The organism is Actinomycetospora aurantiaca, from assembly GCF_037401875.1.
Classification (GTDB): Bacteria; Actinomycetota; Actinomycetes; order Mycobacteriales; family Pseudonocardiaceae; genus Actinomycetospora; species Actinomycetospora aurantiaca.
Window position 1 is genome coordinate 43,122 of record NZ_JBBEGN010000002.1, and the last position, 14,613, is coordinate 57,734.

At 74.9% G+C, this 14,613-nt stretch carries 13 protein-coding genes and 1 pseudogene; 8 read left to right on the plus strand and 6 right to left on the minus strand.

Annotated elements, in window-relative coordinates; translation table 11 throughout:
- The first annotated feature begins 52 nt into the window (after nucleotides 1-52).
- From WCD74_RS04730 to WCD74_RS04750, 5 genes are all read left to right on the plus strand, one after another.
- Nucleotides 53-2,038 carry a glycosyltransferase family 39 protein gene (locus WCD74_RS04730; RefSeq protein ID WP_337693684.1) on the plus strand — a complete coding sequence of 662 codons (1,986 nt, stop codon included), beginning with the start codon at nucleotides 53-55 and terminating at the stop codon, nucleotides 2,036-2,038.
- 126 nt (nucleotides 2,039-2,164) lie between these two features.
- Nucleotides 2,165-2,599, plus strand: a complete 435-nt coding sequence (locus WCD74_RS04735) for a hypothetical protein (protein ID WP_337693685.1) — start codon at nucleotides 2,165-2,167, stop codon at nucleotides 2,597-2,599.
- A 167-nt stretch (nucleotides 2,600-2,766) separates the two neighbouring features.
- Nucleotides 2,767-3,870, plus strand: coding sequence for a hypothetical protein (locus tag WCD74_RS04740; protein WP_337693686.1), 1,104 nt, complete (start codon nucleotides 2,767-2,769; stop codon nucleotides 3,868-3,870).
- Nucleotides 3,867-4,481, plus strand: a complete 615-nt coding sequence (locus WCD74_RS04745) for a class F sortase (protein WP_337693687.1) — start codon at nucleotides 3,867-3,869, stop codon at nucleotides 4,479-4,481. Before WCD74_RS04740 ends, WCD74_RS04745 begins: the two co-directional genes overlap by 4 nt.
- Before the next feature lie 55 nt (nucleotides 4,482-4,536).
- A complete protein-coding gene (locus tag WCD74_RS04750) occupies nucleotides 4,537-5,238 on the plus strand; it encodes a phosphatase PAP2 family protein (RefSeq protein WP_337693688.1) in 702 nt (233 codons plus the stop codon).
- Here the strand turns inward: WCD74_RS04750 and WCD74_RS04755 are convergent.
- Together WCD74_RS04755 and WCD74_RS04760 are read right to left on the minus strand one after the other, a co-directional pair.
- Nucleotides 5,171-5,646: pseudogene (locus WCD74_RS04755) on the minus strand (methyltransferase domain-containing protein); the annotation flags it as partial. The gene WCD74_RS04750 and the pseudogene WCD74_RS04755 sit on opposite strands and share 68 nt — an antisense overlap.
- Before the next feature lie 262 nt (nucleotides 5,647-5,908).
- A complete protein-coding gene (locus tag WCD74_RS04760) occupies nucleotides 5,909-7,387 on the minus strand; it encodes a WS/DGAT/MGAT family O-acyltransferase (RefSeq protein WP_337693689.1) in 1,479 nt (492 codons plus the stop codon).
- A gap of 280 nt (nucleotides 7,388-7,667) precedes the next feature.
- Here WCD74_RS04760 and WCD74_RS04765 point away from each other — a divergent pair, with 280 nt between their 5' ends.
- Together WCD74_RS04765 and WCD74_RS04770 are read left to right on the plus strand one after the other, a co-directional pair.
- Nucleotides 7,668-8,258 carry a hypothetical protein gene (locus WCD74_RS04765; RefSeq protein WP_337693690.1) on the plus strand — a complete coding sequence of 197 codons (591 nt, stop codon included), beginning with the start codon at nucleotides 7,668-7,670 and terminating at the stop codon, nucleotides 8,256-8,258.
- A 37-nt stretch (nucleotides 8,259-8,295) separates the two neighbouring features.
- A complete protein-coding gene (locus WCD74_RS04770; RefSeq protein ID WP_337693691.1) occupies nucleotides 8,296-9,171 on the plus strand; it encodes an acyl-CoA thioesterase in 876 nt (291 codons plus the stop codon).
- Nucleotides 9,172-9,181: 10 nt separating this feature from the next.
- Here the strand turns inward: WCD74_RS04770 and WCD74_RS04775 are convergent, their stop codons facing one another.
- Nucleotides 9,182-10,039 (minus strand): LysR family transcriptional regulator, encoded by an 858-nt coding sequence (locus WCD74_RS04775; RefSeq protein WP_337693692.1) that lies wholly within the window; start codon nucleotides 10,037-10,039, stop codon nucleotides 9,182-9,184.
- 64 nt (nucleotides 10,040-10,103) lie between these two features.
- On the opposite strand from WCD74_RS04775, the gene WCD74_RS04780 reads away from it, so the two are divergent.
- Nucleotides 10,104-11,090: an aldo/keto reductase gene (locus WCD74_RS04780; RefSeq protein ID WP_337694251.1), complete on the plus strand. Its 987-nt coding sequence runs from the start codon at nucleotides 10,104-10,106 to the stop codon at nucleotides 11,088-11,090.
- A gap of 7 nt (nucleotides 11,091-11,097) precedes the next feature.
- Here WCD74_RS04780 and WCD74_RS04785 read toward each other — a convergent pair whose 3' ends face one another.
- From WCD74_RS04785 to WCD74_RS04795, 3 genes are read right to left on the minus strand one after another with little or no spacing between them, the layout of a single operon-like run.
- Nucleotides 11,098-12,651: a flavin-containing monooxygenase gene (locus tag WCD74_RS04785; protein WP_337693693.1), complete on the minus strand. Its 1,554-nt coding sequence runs from the start codon at nucleotides 12,649-12,651 to the stop codon at nucleotides 11,098-11,100.
- Nucleotides 12,641-13,609, minus strand: coding sequence for an alpha/beta fold hydrolase (locus WCD74_RS04790; RefSeq protein WP_337693694.1), 969 nt, complete (start codon nucleotides 13,607-13,609; stop codon nucleotides 12,641-12,643). The genes WCD74_RS04785 and WCD74_RS04790 overlap by 11 nt, the downstream gene beginning before the upstream one ends.
- Nucleotides 13,609-14,532 carry an AurF N-oxygenase family protein gene (locus tag WCD74_RS04795; RefSeq protein WP_337693695.1) on the minus strand — a complete coding sequence of 308 codons (924 nt, stop codon included), beginning with the start codon at nucleotides 14,530-14,532 and terminating at the stop codon, nucleotides 13,609-13,611. The genes WCD74_RS04790 and WCD74_RS04795 overlap by 1 nt, the downstream gene beginning before the upstream one ends.
- Nucleotides 14,533-14,613: the final 81 nt, after the last annotated feature.

The window sequence follows — 14,613 nt, forward strand, 5'->3', positions numbered from 1 at the left end:
GACGTCACGAATCCACCTCATACGACCTGCCCACCAGGAGCAGCCACCCGCCATGAGCACCACCCTCGACACACCCCGCCCGGCGGCCGACGAGCCCGTCGTCGCGACCGTCGCCGATCCTCGCTGGGTCCGCCCGACCTTCTGGCTCCTGCTCGTCGCCACCGCGGTGACCTACCTGTGGAACCTCGGCGCCTCGGGCTGGGCCAACTCCTTCTACGCGGCGGCCGTGCAGGCCGGGACGCAGTCGTGGAAGGCCTGGCTGTTCGGCGCGCTCGACGCCCCCGGCCTCATCACCGTCGACAAGCCGCCGGCCTCGCTGTGGGTCATGGCGCTCTCCGGGCGGGTCTTCGGGTTCTCCTCGTGGTCGCTGCTCGTACCCCAGGCGCTCATGGGCGTCGCATCGGTCGCGCTGGTGTACGCGTCGTGTCGACGCTGGTCGGGACCCCGCACCGCGCTCGCGGCGGCGGGCCTGCTGGCCTTCATGCCGGTGGCCGCGCTGATGTTCCGGTTCGACAACCCGGACGCCCTGCTCGTGCTCGGCATGGTCGCGGCGGCGTATGCGACCGTGCGCGCCGTCGACGCCGGGGGGACCCGGGCCGGGACCTGGTGGCTCGTCGTCGCCGGCGTGCTCGTCGGGTTCGGGTTCCTGACGAAGCAGCTGCAGGTGCTGCTCGTCGTCCCCGGTCTCGCGCTGGTGTACCTGCTCGTCGCCGCGACCACGCTGCGGCGTCGGATCGGTGACCTCCTCGCCGCGAGCGTCGCGATCGTGGTGTCGGCCGGCTGGTACGTCGCGCTGGTCGACCTGTGGCCCGCGTCCGACCGGCCCTACGTCGGCGGCTCGACCGACAACTCCCTGCTGCAGCTCGCCCTCGGCTACAACGGGCTCGGTCGCATCCTCGGCAACGAGCGCGGTGGTGGTGGCATGCCCGGCGGTGGCACGCCGGGCGGTGGCATGCCGCCCGGAGCCGGCGGACCGGGTGGACCCGGCGGTCCCGGGGGAGGCGGCTTCGGCGGGTCGCCGAGCCCGTGGCGGATGCTGACCTCGGAGTTCTCGGCCAACGCGTCCTGGCTGCTCCCGGCCGGCGTGGTCCTGCTGGTGGTCGGCCTGTGGTTCGCGAGGCGGGCGCCCCGCACCGACCGGTCCCGCGCCCTGCTGCTGCTCGGCGGGGCGTGGATGGTCGTGCACACGGTCGTGTTCTCCGCGATGAGCGGGATCATCCACCCCTACTACACGGTGGCCCTCGCGCCCGGCGTCGCGATCACCGCGGCCGCCGGGGCATCGATCCTGTGGCGGGCGCGGGCCTCGGTGGCCGCGCGGGTGGTGCTCGCCGTCGTCGTGCTCGGGACCGCCGTCTGGAGCGCGGTCGTCCTCACGCAGGCGGAGTCACTGCTGTGGCTGCGGTGGGTGGTGATCCCGGCCGGCGTGCTGGCCGCCGTCGGACTCCTCCTGCCGAGGCTGACCGCGCGCCGGACCGGAGCGGTCGTCGTGACGACGCTGGCGCTGCTCGGGACCGTCGGCGCCTCCACCGCGCTCGCCGCCGTCACGGCCGCGACCCCGCACCAGGGCTCGATCGTCTCCGCGGGTTCGACCTCCGGCGGACCCGGCGGCGGGATGCGGCGGGACGGCGACGGCGCGCCGACGGGCGGGCGGGCCGGTGGGATGCGGGGAGGCCCGGAGGGCGAGCAGGCGTCCCCGCAGCTCGTGGCGATCCTGCAGGGCGCCGGCACCCGCTGGGCGGCCGCCACGACCGGCGCCATGAGCCAGGCCTCGATCCAGCTCGCGTCCGGGGTGCCGGTGATGGCCCTCGGCGGGTTCAACGGCGGCGACCCGGCCCCGACCCTCGCGCAGTTCCAGGAGTACGTCGCCACCGGCCAGGTCCGGTACTACCTCGAGGGGGGCGGCCCGGGCGGCGGCGGGCCCCACCGGGGCACCGGTCGCGGGACGACGGGGGAGATCGCGACCTGGGTCGCCGCACACTTCACCAAGCTGGACGTGGGCGGGCGCACCGTCTACGACCTGGGCCGGCCGCTCGTCTGAGGAGCGGTGCGAGCCGACGCGGCGGTGTCCTGCCCCCCGGGACGCCGCCGCGTCGGCGTGCCCGCACCGGGAATCCCACAGACGGCGCTCAGGTGACGGCCAGGAACGCGGCGCAGCATCGGTGGCATGAGGTTCTCGCTGCGCCCGGGTCGGCACGCGCAGCCTTCGGTCGGCGCCCCGATGCCCGTCGCGACGACGCCCGACCCGCGGCTGGTCGACGACGCACCCGCGACCGTCGAGGTCGTCGCCTCCCGCGCCACCGCCCGACTGCTCGCCGACGCGGTGCCGGCGGGCTGGCACGTCATGGCCGGCGAGCGCCCCTCGCACCGGCCCGGCATCGACTTCGTCGTCCTGGTCGACCCCGACCCGGACCTGGCGTCGGACGCGCTGGAGCGCGGCGGCGCGGAGGTCGTCGTGCTGCTCGGGCGGCACGCCCCGACCGCTCGCCTGGTCGCGCTGCTCGACGCGGGGGTCTCGATCTGCCTGCGGGAGAGCCCGGCCCGCCTGGTCGCGGGCCACATGGTGGCGCGCCGCCGTCGGGGGCACCCGCCGACTCGTTGACCACCGCTCCGACGGCAGCGGTGGCCCACGGCTGACGTCCGACGTCAGCGGGACACGCTCGCCCACCGGGTCTGCTCCGATCGGTGTAACGCGGACGGGATCTCCGGGCGATGCGCTCCTCGAACGGTCCCCCACCGAGGCGGGACGACGGAGTCGAGGAGTTCACGGTGAGGACTGGCAGGGGGACCCGCTCCGCCGCGGTGCTGATGGCGGGCCTGGTGGGCGCCGCGGTGATCGCGCCGGGTGTCGCGGTGGCGCAGGAGTCGGGCCCGTCCTCGGCGACGTGTGCCGCGCAGGGCCTGGTCTACGACGCCGACGAGCAGGCGTGCGTCTCGCCGGCCGCGAAGGCGGCGCAGGCGGCGGCCGAGGCGCAGACGGCGGCCCGCGCGCGGGTCGCCCAGGCGCAGGAGCAGGCGCGGGCCCGCGTGGCCGAGGCGCAGGAGCAGGCCGCAGCCCGCGTCGCGGCGGCGCGGGAGGCCGCCGCGGCCGCCACCCCGACCACCACCCCGACCACCACCCCCACGACCAGCACCACGACCGACGACGCCGCCACCACGACCACCACCGAGGCCGAGGACGAGGACGCCGCACCGGCCGCCCGGTCCCAGGTCTCGATCGAGGACGCGGCCGCCGCGCTGGAGAACCTCACCGGTGCCGCCCGTCCGGGGCTGCCGATCGACGAGGCGCTGGCCGACCTGCCGAGGGGCAACCTCGACCTCGACGGCGTGACGATCTCCGACTTCCCGGCCTCCGGCTCCTTCGCCAGTCCGAAGGACGCCTGCCTGTACCTGGCCAGCAAGGTCAGCGTCGACGACGCCGACCGCGACGCCGTCGGCACGCAGTTCGCCTCGTTCTGCGGCGCCCTGCCGGACTCCTTCGACCCGGCGACCGGCTACGGCACCCTGCCCGACCTCGTCGCCGCGCTCGACGAGCTGTGCCACCACCTGAAGCACTGGAAGCACCACGACGGCTACCGTCACGGCCGCGACGACGTCAACTGCGACGAGGTCTCCGACGACGAGGCCCAGGCCATCCTGGCGCGCGACCCCTCCGACCCCAACAACCTCGACGCGGACAACGACGGGTACGCCTGCGACTGGGGCGCGGACGACCACGAGGTCGAGGCCGCGAGCTACGAGGGCTACCCCCAGGGCGGCGTGGCGACGGGTGACTCGCTGCCGACCGGTCCGGCCGGCGCCCCGATCGCCCTCGCCGGACTGGCCCTCGCCGGCGTGGCCGGCGCGACCCGCCGTCGGGAAGAGGTCCGATGACCCGCACCCGCTCGCCCTTCCTGATCTGGGTGCTGGCGATCGCCGCCGCGGTGATCACGCTGACGGTGCTCATGACCGGCCCGGGCTCGGCGCGCACCGGCACCAGCACGGTGTCGATGCCCGCCGGCGCGGCCGCCGAGTCGCTGCCCCTGGCCGCCTCGGCGCCGACCGGCATCGAGATCCCGGCGATCGGCCTGACCCGCGACTCGGTGATGAAGCTCGGCTACAACGAGGACCTGTCGCTGCAGGTCCCGCCGGACGCGGCGACCGTCGGCTGGTTCTCCCGAGGGGCCGCGCCCGGGACGAACGGGCCCGCGGTCCTCGCCTCGCACGTGAGCTACCACGGCGTCGAGGGCGGGTTCGCCCACCTCGACGACCTCACCGCGGGCGACGAGATCCTCGTGCACCGGGCCGACGGCTCGTCGGTGGCCTTCGCGGTCGACCGCGTCGAGCAGGCCCCGAAGGACGCGTTCCCGACCGCCCGGGTCTACGGGCCCACCGGCGACGCCCAGATCCGGCTGATCACCTGCGGCGGGCAGTTCGACGCCGACCGGCGCAGCTACGAGGACAACGTCATCGTCTTCGGCCACGCGGTGCGCGCCTGGCGCTGACGTCTCTCCGCGTCCTCTCACCGCATCCTCAGATTCGGCGGGGACCCTGGACGCCATGACCACGCTCGCCACGCGGCCCACCGTCCCGCTGCACCCGGCCGTCCGGCCGCGCGGGGGATGGGCCGCACGCGTCGTGGGCGGGCTCGTGCTGGGGCTGCTCGGGACGGCGCTCACGGTGGCGAGCTGGCTGCTGCTGGTGGACTCCACGACCGGCCGCCGGCTCGACCACGGCGTCATGGTCGCGGTCGAGGACGTGTTCTCGGGCGTCCGCGGCGACGTCCTCGACCTGCTGGGTCTGGTCAGCGTGGCGTCGGTGGGCCTCGCGCTGGTGGTGATCGTCGCGATCGCCCTGTCCCGACGGCGGGTCGGGGCCGCCGTCGCGGCGGTGGTGCTGGTGCTCACCTCGCAGGTGATCACGCAGGGGCTCAAGGCCGTGCTCCCGCGCGAGGGCGCGGGCGAGAACTCGCTGCCCAGCGGCCACGTGACCGTCATCGGCGCACTGGTCGTCGCGACGCTGCTGGTGCTGCCGGCCGCGGCGCGGTACCTGGCGGGCGCGGTCGGGCTCGTCGTGGTGGCGGGCGCGTCGGTCGCGGTGGTCGCCGCCGGCTGGCACCGCCCCGGCGACGTGCTCGCCGCCTACGGCGTGATCGCGGCCGTCGGCGGTGCGCTGCTCGTCGTCGACGGGCTGCTCAGGACGGTGGGGCGCTCGCGTCCACGACCCGCACCCCACCCAGCCGGCGTTCCGTCACCCCGGTGAACCCGAGGTCGCGCAGCACCCCGGCGAGGTCGTCGGCGCCGAACAGCCGGGCCTGCCCGAGCCGGGCGAGCACCTCGCTGACCGCCCGCAGCGGGCCCGGGGCGTGTGCCGGCACGGTGAATGCCACCGCACCGGACGGGCGGGTCACCCGGGCGATGCCGCGCACGGTGGTCACCAGGTCCGGCACCAGGTGCAGGCCCATCGAGCAGGACACCGCGTCCACCGAGCCGTCGGCGAACGGCAGGTCCATCGCGTCGAGCCGGACGAAGTCGGCCTGCGCGAACGCGGTCGACCGGGCGCCCGGGCGAGCATCGGCTCCGAGAGATCCGCCCCGATCACCAGGCCGCTCCGGCCGACCGCGCGCGCCAGGCGCCGGGTCAGCGTGCCCGGCCCGCACGCGAGGTCGAGCACGGTCTCGCCGCCGCCGAGCCCGAGACGCTCGTCGACCCGGTAGAAGTCGCGCAGCGCGGCACCGCCCACCAGGTCCGGGACGTAGGCCTCGACGCGGTCGCCGATCCCGAGCAGCCCGTCGTACCCGCTCGCCCCGGCCGCTCCCAGAGGTCCTGCACCCGCCCCCGGGTGCCCGGGCGGCCCTGCACCAGGTCCAGCCACGGGCCGGTGACCTCGCCGGGCCGCTCGACGAGCAGGTCCAGCACCCGGCTCCGGGCGGTCACGACGCGCGGAGCGTCTCGAGCTCGTCGGCGATCAGGTCGACCAGCCGGCGCAGGTCCGGGACGAGGCGGGCGCACGAGACGAGCCCGATGTCGACCGACCCGTCGTAGCTCTGCACCGTGATGTTCAGGCCCTGTCCGTCGGCGACCGCGCTCACCGGGAAGTAGTGCCGCGCGCGGGCGCCCGCCATGTACAGCGGGTCCTGGGGCCCGGGCACGTTCGAGATGATGACGTTGAACGGGGCGAACCCGCGGGCCGCGGTGCGGGTGGTGACCCGGCTGATCAGCGTGGTCAGCGCCGGCACGCCCAGTCCCGCGCCCTCCGGCGCCAGCGCGGCCGGGGTGGCCGCGAACACCGCCTTCGCGGTGTCGAGCGCCCGGTGCGCCGCGGCCAGGCGGTCCAGGGGGGCGGCCAGGTCCGTGGGCAGCGAGGCGACGGTCGCCGAGACCCGGTTGGTCCACCGGTCCGGCTCGTCGCCGGTGCGCAGCGAGACCGGGATCATCGCCGTGAGCGGCGCGTCCGGGAGCGCGTCGTGCTCGATCAGGTAGGTGCGCAGGGCCCCGGCACAGGCCGCGACGACGACGTCGTTGACGGTCGCGTCGTGGTCCTTGCCCGCGGCCTTCACGTCGTCGAGCGGCACCGAGCGCCGCGCGAACCGGCGGTAGCGGCTGATCGGCGTGTTGAACGGCGTCGCCGGCGCCGGGGTGGAGGGCAGCCGGGGCGGCGTGACGTCCGCGTCGCGGGGCCGCCCGAGGTTCAGCACCGCGCCCAGCTGACCGCGCAGCGTGTCCCGGATGCGGTCCGCGAGGTCGATGACCGCGGGGTGGCGGGTCGCGCCCGCGACCTGCTGGCCGGCCTTCGCCGCGAGCAGCAGGGCCCGGCCGGGCCGCTGCGCCCCGTGCCATGCGGCCCGGGCGAGCAGACCCGGGTACGACGGCGGGTCCTCCGGCTGCCAGCGGCCCGCGTCGGCGGGCCGGTCCGCGTCCGGGGCGTCGTCGAGCATCAGGGTCAGCAGCTCGGCGCCCGACGCCCCGTCGATCGCGGCGTGGTGGATCATCGTGAGCAGGGCGAACCGGCCGTGGGGGGACTCCTCGGTCGGCGCGAGCCCCTCGATGACGTGCGAGACCCAGAGCGGGTGGTCGCGGTCCATCGGCCCCGCGATCAGGCGCCCCACGAGCTCGTCGAGCTGGTCGTCGGTCCCGGGCGGCGGCACGGCCGAGTGCCGGACGTGGAAGTCCAGGTCGAAGTCCGGGTCCGCGATCCAGTACGGGTGGTCCAGGCCGAGCGGGACCTCGACGAGGCGGCGGCGCAGCGGCTCGAGCAGGTGCAGGCGGTCGGCGAGCTGGCGACGCCAGGCCGTGAACGGCTCGTAGTCCGGCGACGGCATCTCGAGCACGACGAGCTGGCTGATGTGGGTGAACTGGTGGTCGTCCTCGGCGGCGAGGAACACCGCGTCCAGACCGGACAACTGCTGCACGCGTCTCCTCCCACCGGCCCCGGCGCCTCGGCGAGGAGTCTGACCGGTCGAACGGGCGAGGGCCAGTCGGTCGGAGTCGGTCACGGAACGCGATGTCTGGTGACGGTGGGTATCACCTCGTCGGTCGATCGAGAATTTCCGACGTCACCCGTAACGGTGGCGAACCGGGCGCGTTGGGTGCATCGAGTGGTCATGCCGCCGTGTGTCCCGGGAGGAGAGCTCGATGCCCCGCGCTCGTCACGCCATGCGTGTGCACCCCCTGAAGTCCAAGGGTGTCGTCGTGGGTGTGCCCGTCGCCGCCGCGGTCGCCTTCGGGGCGCACTCGGTGCTGGGGGTGACGCCGCTGTCCGAGCAGCAGGACACCGCGCCCGCCGCGGCGACCGCCGCTCCGAGCCCGATGCAGAGCTACGGCCTGGCCCAGGCCCCGGCGGCCCCGCCGCCCGCGACGCTCGACCTGCTCTCCGCCCCGGGCGACGAGGAGAGCACCGCCGGGTCGGACTCCCCGGGCACGGGCGGCTCCGCCTCCCGCTCCGGCACGACGACGACCCCGATCGGCTCCGGCCCGGCGTCCGCCGCCGCCGCGCCGACGCAGACCATCCCGATCGCCGCCGCGCCCGCGCCATCGATGATGACCTTCTCCGGCGGCGGCGAGGCCGCGCCGGTGCAGGACGCCGCGCCCGCGCCGGCACAGCGGGCCGCCGCGGCACCGGCGGCAGCTCCCCAGGCCGCGCCCGAGCAGGACCGGGGTGCCGCCGAGGCCGACGACACCGACGGCGGCGGCGAGCAGCAGCAGGGCTCCGGCGGGGGCGGGGCCCTGCTGGGTCTGGACCTCGGCGTCGCAAAGGTCTCGGTCCTGTCCTTCGGGGAGTGATCGACGGGGCTGATCCCCTCCGGGAGGATGCCGCCCCATGAGCAAGGCTCTCGACGAGCTGGTGGGCGACGTCCTCGACCTCGAGCCGATCGAACGCGACATCTTCCGTGGCCGCAGCCCGCGCGAGTCGCTGCTGCGCGTGTTCGGTGGGCAGGTCGCCGGCCAGGCGATGGTGGCGGCCGGGCGGACCGTGGACGACGACCGCGACGTGCACTCCCTGCACGGCTACTTCCTGCGCCCGGGCGACCCGTTCGCGCCGATCGTCTACGAGGTCGACCGGGCCCGCGACGGTCGGTCGTTCACCACCCGCCGGGTCACCGCGGTGCAGCACGGCGAGACGATCTTCACGATGTCGGCGTCCTTCCAGCGCCCGGAGTCGGGCGTGGAACACCAGGCACCGATGCCGGAGACCCCCGGTCCGGACGGGCTGCCGCGCCGTGACATGCCGCCGGTGCCCGCCGACCGGCCCGCCTTCACGACGACGGGCAAGGCGCTCACCTGGCCGCTCGACGTCCGGTACGTCGACCACGCGCCGTGGGACGACACCGCCGAGCGGCCGCCGCGCAACCGGGTGTGGATCCGGGCCGACGGCGAGCTCCCGGATCCGTCCACGCCGAGCGGACGGCTCCTGCACGTCTGCGTGCTCACCTACGCCAGCGACCTCACCCTGCTCGAGGCCGCGGTCTTTCCACACGTGCGGGGCGGAGCCGGATCGCGCGACGTCAGCCTCGCGAGCCTGGACCACGCGGTGTGGTTCCACCGCCCGTTCCGCGCCGACGACTGGCTGCTCTACGTCCAGGAGTCCCCGAACGCCGGCGGTGGCCGCGGCCTGGCCACCGGGCGCCTCTACAGCGCGGACGGGACCCTGGTCGCGAGCGTCGTGCAGGAGGGCCTGATCCGCCGCCGGCAGTAGCGACCCGCCGTCAGGACGGCAGCAGGGCGTCGACGGCCGCGCGCACCAGGTCGCGGTCGTCGCCGCGTCGCCAGGCGACGGCGAGCTCGCAGGGCGCCAGGTCCGGGACCGGGACGCAGACGACGTCCGGCCGGGCCAGGAGCCGCGCGTTGCCCTCCGCGATCAGCGCGACGCCGCTCCCCGAGGCGACGGCCTCGATCGCGCCCTCCGCGGTGTCGGCCTCAACGGCGATCGACCGGGCGACCCCGCCGAGCCAGAACTCGCGCAGCGGCCCGGCCGACCGCGGGAGGGCGACGAACGGCTCGTCGGCGAGGTCCGCGGGCGCCAGCGTCGGCCGTGCCGCGAGCGGGTGGTCTGCGGGCAGCGCCACCCGGCGGGGTTCGCGCAGCAGCACCCGCGCCTCCAGGTCACCCGCCACCAGCGGCAGCCAGACGAATGCGACGTCCGTGGTCCCGTCGGCGAGGCCGGCGCTCGGGTCCGACCAGCTGATCAGGCGGACCTGCAGGCGGTGCCCGCGCTCCCGGGTGGCCGCGAGCAGCCGGCGGGTCAGGTCCCGACCGACCGTGGTCTGCATCCCGACGACGAGCGTGGGCGCGGTGCCGGCCCGCCGCACGTCGTCCCGGGCCCGCGCCCAGTCCGTCACCAGCCGCCGGGCGTGGGGGAGCAGGGCCTCGCCCTCGGCGGTCAGCGTCAGGCCGCCCGGCCCGCGATCGAGGAGCCGCACCCCCAGCCGGGTCTCGAGTGCCCGGACCTGCTTGGACAACGCGGGCTGCGAGACGAACAGCGCGGCGGCGGCCGACGTGAAGCTGCCCGCGTCGACGACCGCGACGAAGTAGCGCAGGTCCCGCAGGTGGACGTCCCCGCTCATGACCGATGGTTATCACAGCAGGTCTTGGACGTCCGCCTCGTCACCCGCGAGGCTCGGCGGCGTGATGCCCACCCGCACCCTCGGCAGCCTGACCACCTCGGCCCTCGGGGTCGGCGCGATGGTCCTCTCCCCCGGGATGTACGGCGAGATCGACGACGAGCGCGGCGAGGCCGCGCTGCGGGCCGCGGTCGACGCCGGCGCGACCCTCGTCGACACCTCCGACGGCTACGGCACGGACGGCCACAACGAACGCCTCGTCGGCCGCGCCCTCGCCGCGGTCCGCGACGACGTCGTCATCGCGACGAAGTTCGGCTTCCGCGTCCCGGACGGCGAGCCCGCCCACCGCTTCGGCGTGAGCATGGAGTTCGGCGAGCTGGCCGTGAACAACGACCCGCGGCTGGTCCGCGGCTACGCCGAGCAGTCGCTGCGCGAGCTCGGGACCGACCGGATCGACCTGTACTACCCGCACTTCCCCGACCCGGAGGTCCCGGTCGAGGACACCGTCGGCGCCGTCGCGGAGCTGGTGGAGGCCGGCCTCGTGCGCCACCTCGGACTGTCCAACGTCGACGCCGACCAGGTGCGCCGCGCCCACGCCGTGCACCCGGTGAGCGCGGTGCAGACGCAGTGGGCGATGTGGCACCGGCCGGACGAGGACCTCGTCGCGGCCTGCGACGAGATCGGCGCCGGGCTCGTCGCGTGGAGCCCGCTCGGCAGCGGCTTCCTGACGGGGGCCGTGGCCGGGATCGGCGAGGGCGACTTCCGGCAGAACCTGGAGCGGTTCTCCCACCTGCAGGAGAACAACGACCGCTACGCGCCGGTGCGGGCGATCGCCGAGGACCTCGGCATCAGCCCGGCCCAGCTCGCCCTGGCGTGGCTGCTCGCGCAGCACCCGCACGTCGTCCCGATCCCCGGCAGCCGCGCCCCGTCACACGTCGTCGAGAACCTCGACGCCGCGCGGGTCGTGCTCGACGAGTCCACGCTCGCCCGCATCGACGAGGCCCTGGCCTCCGCCGGGTTCCGGGGCACGGCCGACGTGTTCGGGGACCGCTGAGGCTGCGTCAGGCCGGGGTCGCGACGGGCGTCCGCTCCGCGGTCGTCCCGGCGGCGAGGTCCGACGCGCGGCCGAAGAACTCGAAGTCCGCGGCCCGGAAGCGGCGGGTCTCGGCCCAGTAGCGGACGGTGAAGCCGGGCCAGATGGTGCGGTTCACCCCGGCGGCGTCCAGGTACCAGGACGTGCAGCCCCCGCGGGTCCAGATGCCCTTCTCCAGGCGGCGCTGCACCGCGGCGTTGGAGCGTTGGAGCACCTCGGCGCGCACGTCGAGCCCCGAGCAGCCCAGCTCGTGCACCGTCGAGATCGCCTGGGCGACGTAGCGGGCCTGGCACTCGATCATGAAGACGACCGAGTTGTGGCCGAGGCCGGTGTTCGGGCCGAGCAGGAGGAACAGGTTCGGGAAGTCGGTCACGGTCATGCCGTAGTGCGTGCGCATCCCGAGCTCGCCCCAGCTCTGACGCAGGGTGCGCCCGCCGCGGCCGGTGAACTCGAGGCCGTCGAAGGCGTCGGTGACGTGGAACCCGGTGCCGTAGATGATCACGTCGGCCGGGTGCTCGACGCCGTCGTGGTCGACCACGCCGTGCTCGGTGACCTCGGCGATGCCGCTCGAGACGACGTCGACGTTCGGCCGGGCCAGCGCCGGGTAGTAGTCGTTCGACACCAGCACCCGCTTGCAGCCCAGCGAGTAGCGCGGGGTGAGCCGGTCGACGAGGTCGGGGTCGGAGATCGAGCGCTCGATGTGCTTGCGCGCCACCCACTCCGCCGGGCGCAGCAGCTCCGGACGGCTCATGAAGCCGAACGCCCGCGACTCGAGCGCGGTGTAGACGGCGCCGCGGTAGGCCCGCTGGACGACCGGGGCCTTCTCGAACAGCCGCTTGCGCCACTCGCCGATCGGGTGGTCGCCCTTCGGGAGCACCCACGCGGGCGTGCGCTGGAAGAGCGTGAGCTCCGAGACCAGCGGGGCGATCTGCGGCACGAACTGGATCGCGCTCGCGCCCGTCCCGACGACCGCGACCCGCTTGCCCCGCAGGTCGACGTCGTGCCGCCACTGCGCGGAGTGGAAGGTCTCGCCGCGGAAGCGCTCCACGCCGGGCAGCGCGGGGGTCGACGGCAGGTGCAGCGCGCCGACCCCGGAGACCAGGAAGCGGCAGCGGTACTCACCCGTGGTCGTGTGGACGGTCCACGTGCGCGACTCCTCGTCCCACGTCGCCCCGGTCATCTCGGTGGAGAAGCGGATGAGTCGGCGCAGGTCGTGGCGGTCGGCGAGGTGCTCGAGGTAGTCGTGGATCTCCGGCTGCGGGGAGTACGAGCGCGACCACCGCGGGTTCGGGTCGGTCGAGAGCGAGTACATGTGCGACGGGATGTCGCACGCGCAGCCGGGATAGGTGTTGTCCCGCCACGTCCCGCCGACGCCGCTGTTCTGTCGGGTCGAGCTCCGCTCCGCTGCGTCTCCCGGGGCCTTCTCCAGGATGACCACGTCGGTGATCCCGGCCTTCCGCAGCGCGAGCGCCTGCCCGAGCCCGGAGAAGCCCGAGCCGACGATGACGACCTCACTGAACAAGGGATGCTTCCTTCGCGACGGCGGGTGTGGGCACGGTGGCGGCCTCGACGAGGCCCTGCAGGTGGGCGGCCACCTCGACGGACCGCTCGAAGGTGATCATGTGCCCGGCGTCGGGCAGCACGACGAGCTCGGCGGCGGGCAACGCCGTCGCGATGGTCTTCGCGTGGTCGATCGGGCAGAGCCGGTCGCGGGTGCCGACCAGCACCACCGTCGGGACCCCGCGCATCGACTCCAGCGACGAGGTCCGCCGGTGCTCGCCGATCGACGCGCGGAACGCGAGGACGGCGACGGGGTCGGCGGCGAAGGTCTGCTCGGCGACCGACAGGACGTCCGCGCGCCGCGGGTGCCGACCGAACACCAGCGCGCGCACCACCGGGGCCAGCGCGACCGAGCGGGCGTGCACCCCGCTGCCCTCGGGGTCCGCGCGGTTGACCGGCGCGCGGTTGCCCAGCGACGCGAGCCAGGGCATCACGGCCCGCTCCCCGTGGGCGACGAAGGCCCCGCGGCGGCCCGGGATCGCGAGCGTCAGGTCGGCCATGTCGTCGCTCGCCGTCGCGACGAAGCCCGCGCCCACGACCCGCTCGCGCACGAGGTCGGGGTGGCGCTCGGCGAGCGCCATGAGGGTCATGCCGCCCATGGAGTGCCCGGCCACGACGAGCGGCCCCTCGACGTGGTCGCGCAGGAGGACGGCGAGGTCGTCGGCGGCCCTGCCGATGGTCGAGGCGTGCTCCCCGCCCGACTCGGACCCGCCGTGGCCGCGGTGGTCGTAGCGCACGATCTCGCCGGTCATCCCGGCGCGGCGCAGGTCGGCGACCACCCGGTCCCAGGTCCGCAGGTCCTGCGACCAGCCGTGGGCGAGGACCAGGGTGGGTGTCCCCGGCGTCCGGGTCCCGCTGCGCGCCACGCGCAGCGTGATCCCGGTGGCGAGGGTCAGGGGACCGACGGATTCGGGACTCATCACGTCTCCAGGAGGAACGACTTCTTCCACAGGGCCTTGCCCGGTCCTGCGATCATGCCCGCCTCGTCGAGGAACGCGAGGATCTTCTCCCCGCCGAAGCGGATCATCTCCCGGTGGTGCGGGTTCGCGAGCGCCGCCGCCCGGCCCTCGGCGGGGTCGATCCCGACGGCCGCGTAGACCTTCGGGTTGATCAGGCTGCGGACGACGAAGAACGACGTGAACGCGCACATGAAGCGCTGGTAGGCGAGCTCGGCGCGGGAGAGCCCGGCCAGCCCGCGGGTCACCTCGTCGCGGGCGAAGGCGACGTGGCGCGCCTCCTCCATGATGTGGATGCGGTTGACCTGGCGCATCAGCGGCTGGATGCGCTCGTCGTCGGCCTGCTCGCGCTGCAGCCGGTCGAGCACCTCCTCGGCGACCAGGATGGAGGCGTACGCGGCCGGGCCCCAGTTCACCACCGAGAACAGCTTGCCGAGCTGGTGGACGAACGGGGTCGGGCCGTACGGCTCCACGCCGGCCCGCTCCACCAGACGCGCGAACATCTGCGAGTGGCGGCACTCGTCCGCGACCTCGGTGAGGGCCCACTGCGCGCGCGGCGTGGTCGGGTCGTCGGCGTAGAAGTCCTTGAGCAGCCGCTGCATCAACAGGGTCTCGAACCAGAGACCGACGCTCGCGACGCTGCACGCCTCGTGCTTGCCGAGCTCCACGCGCTGCTCGGGCGTCAGGCGGTCCCACAGCGGGGTGCCGTAGAGGGAGACCCGGTGCTCGGGCACCCAGATCTTCTGGTCGACGAGCGGGGCCTCCCAGTCGATGTCGACGTCCGGGTCGTAGGACTTCTTCGCCGCCGAGCGCAGGAGGCGGCCGGCGGTGGCGTCGGCGTCCCCCTGTCCGGGGCGGGCGGACCTGGCGGGAGCGGGCGCCGACATGGCGTCGTCCTCTCGGATCGTCGTGCGGGGAGCGAGGGGTACGGACTGTATCCCCAACTTTTTGTACGTCTTACCGCTGGT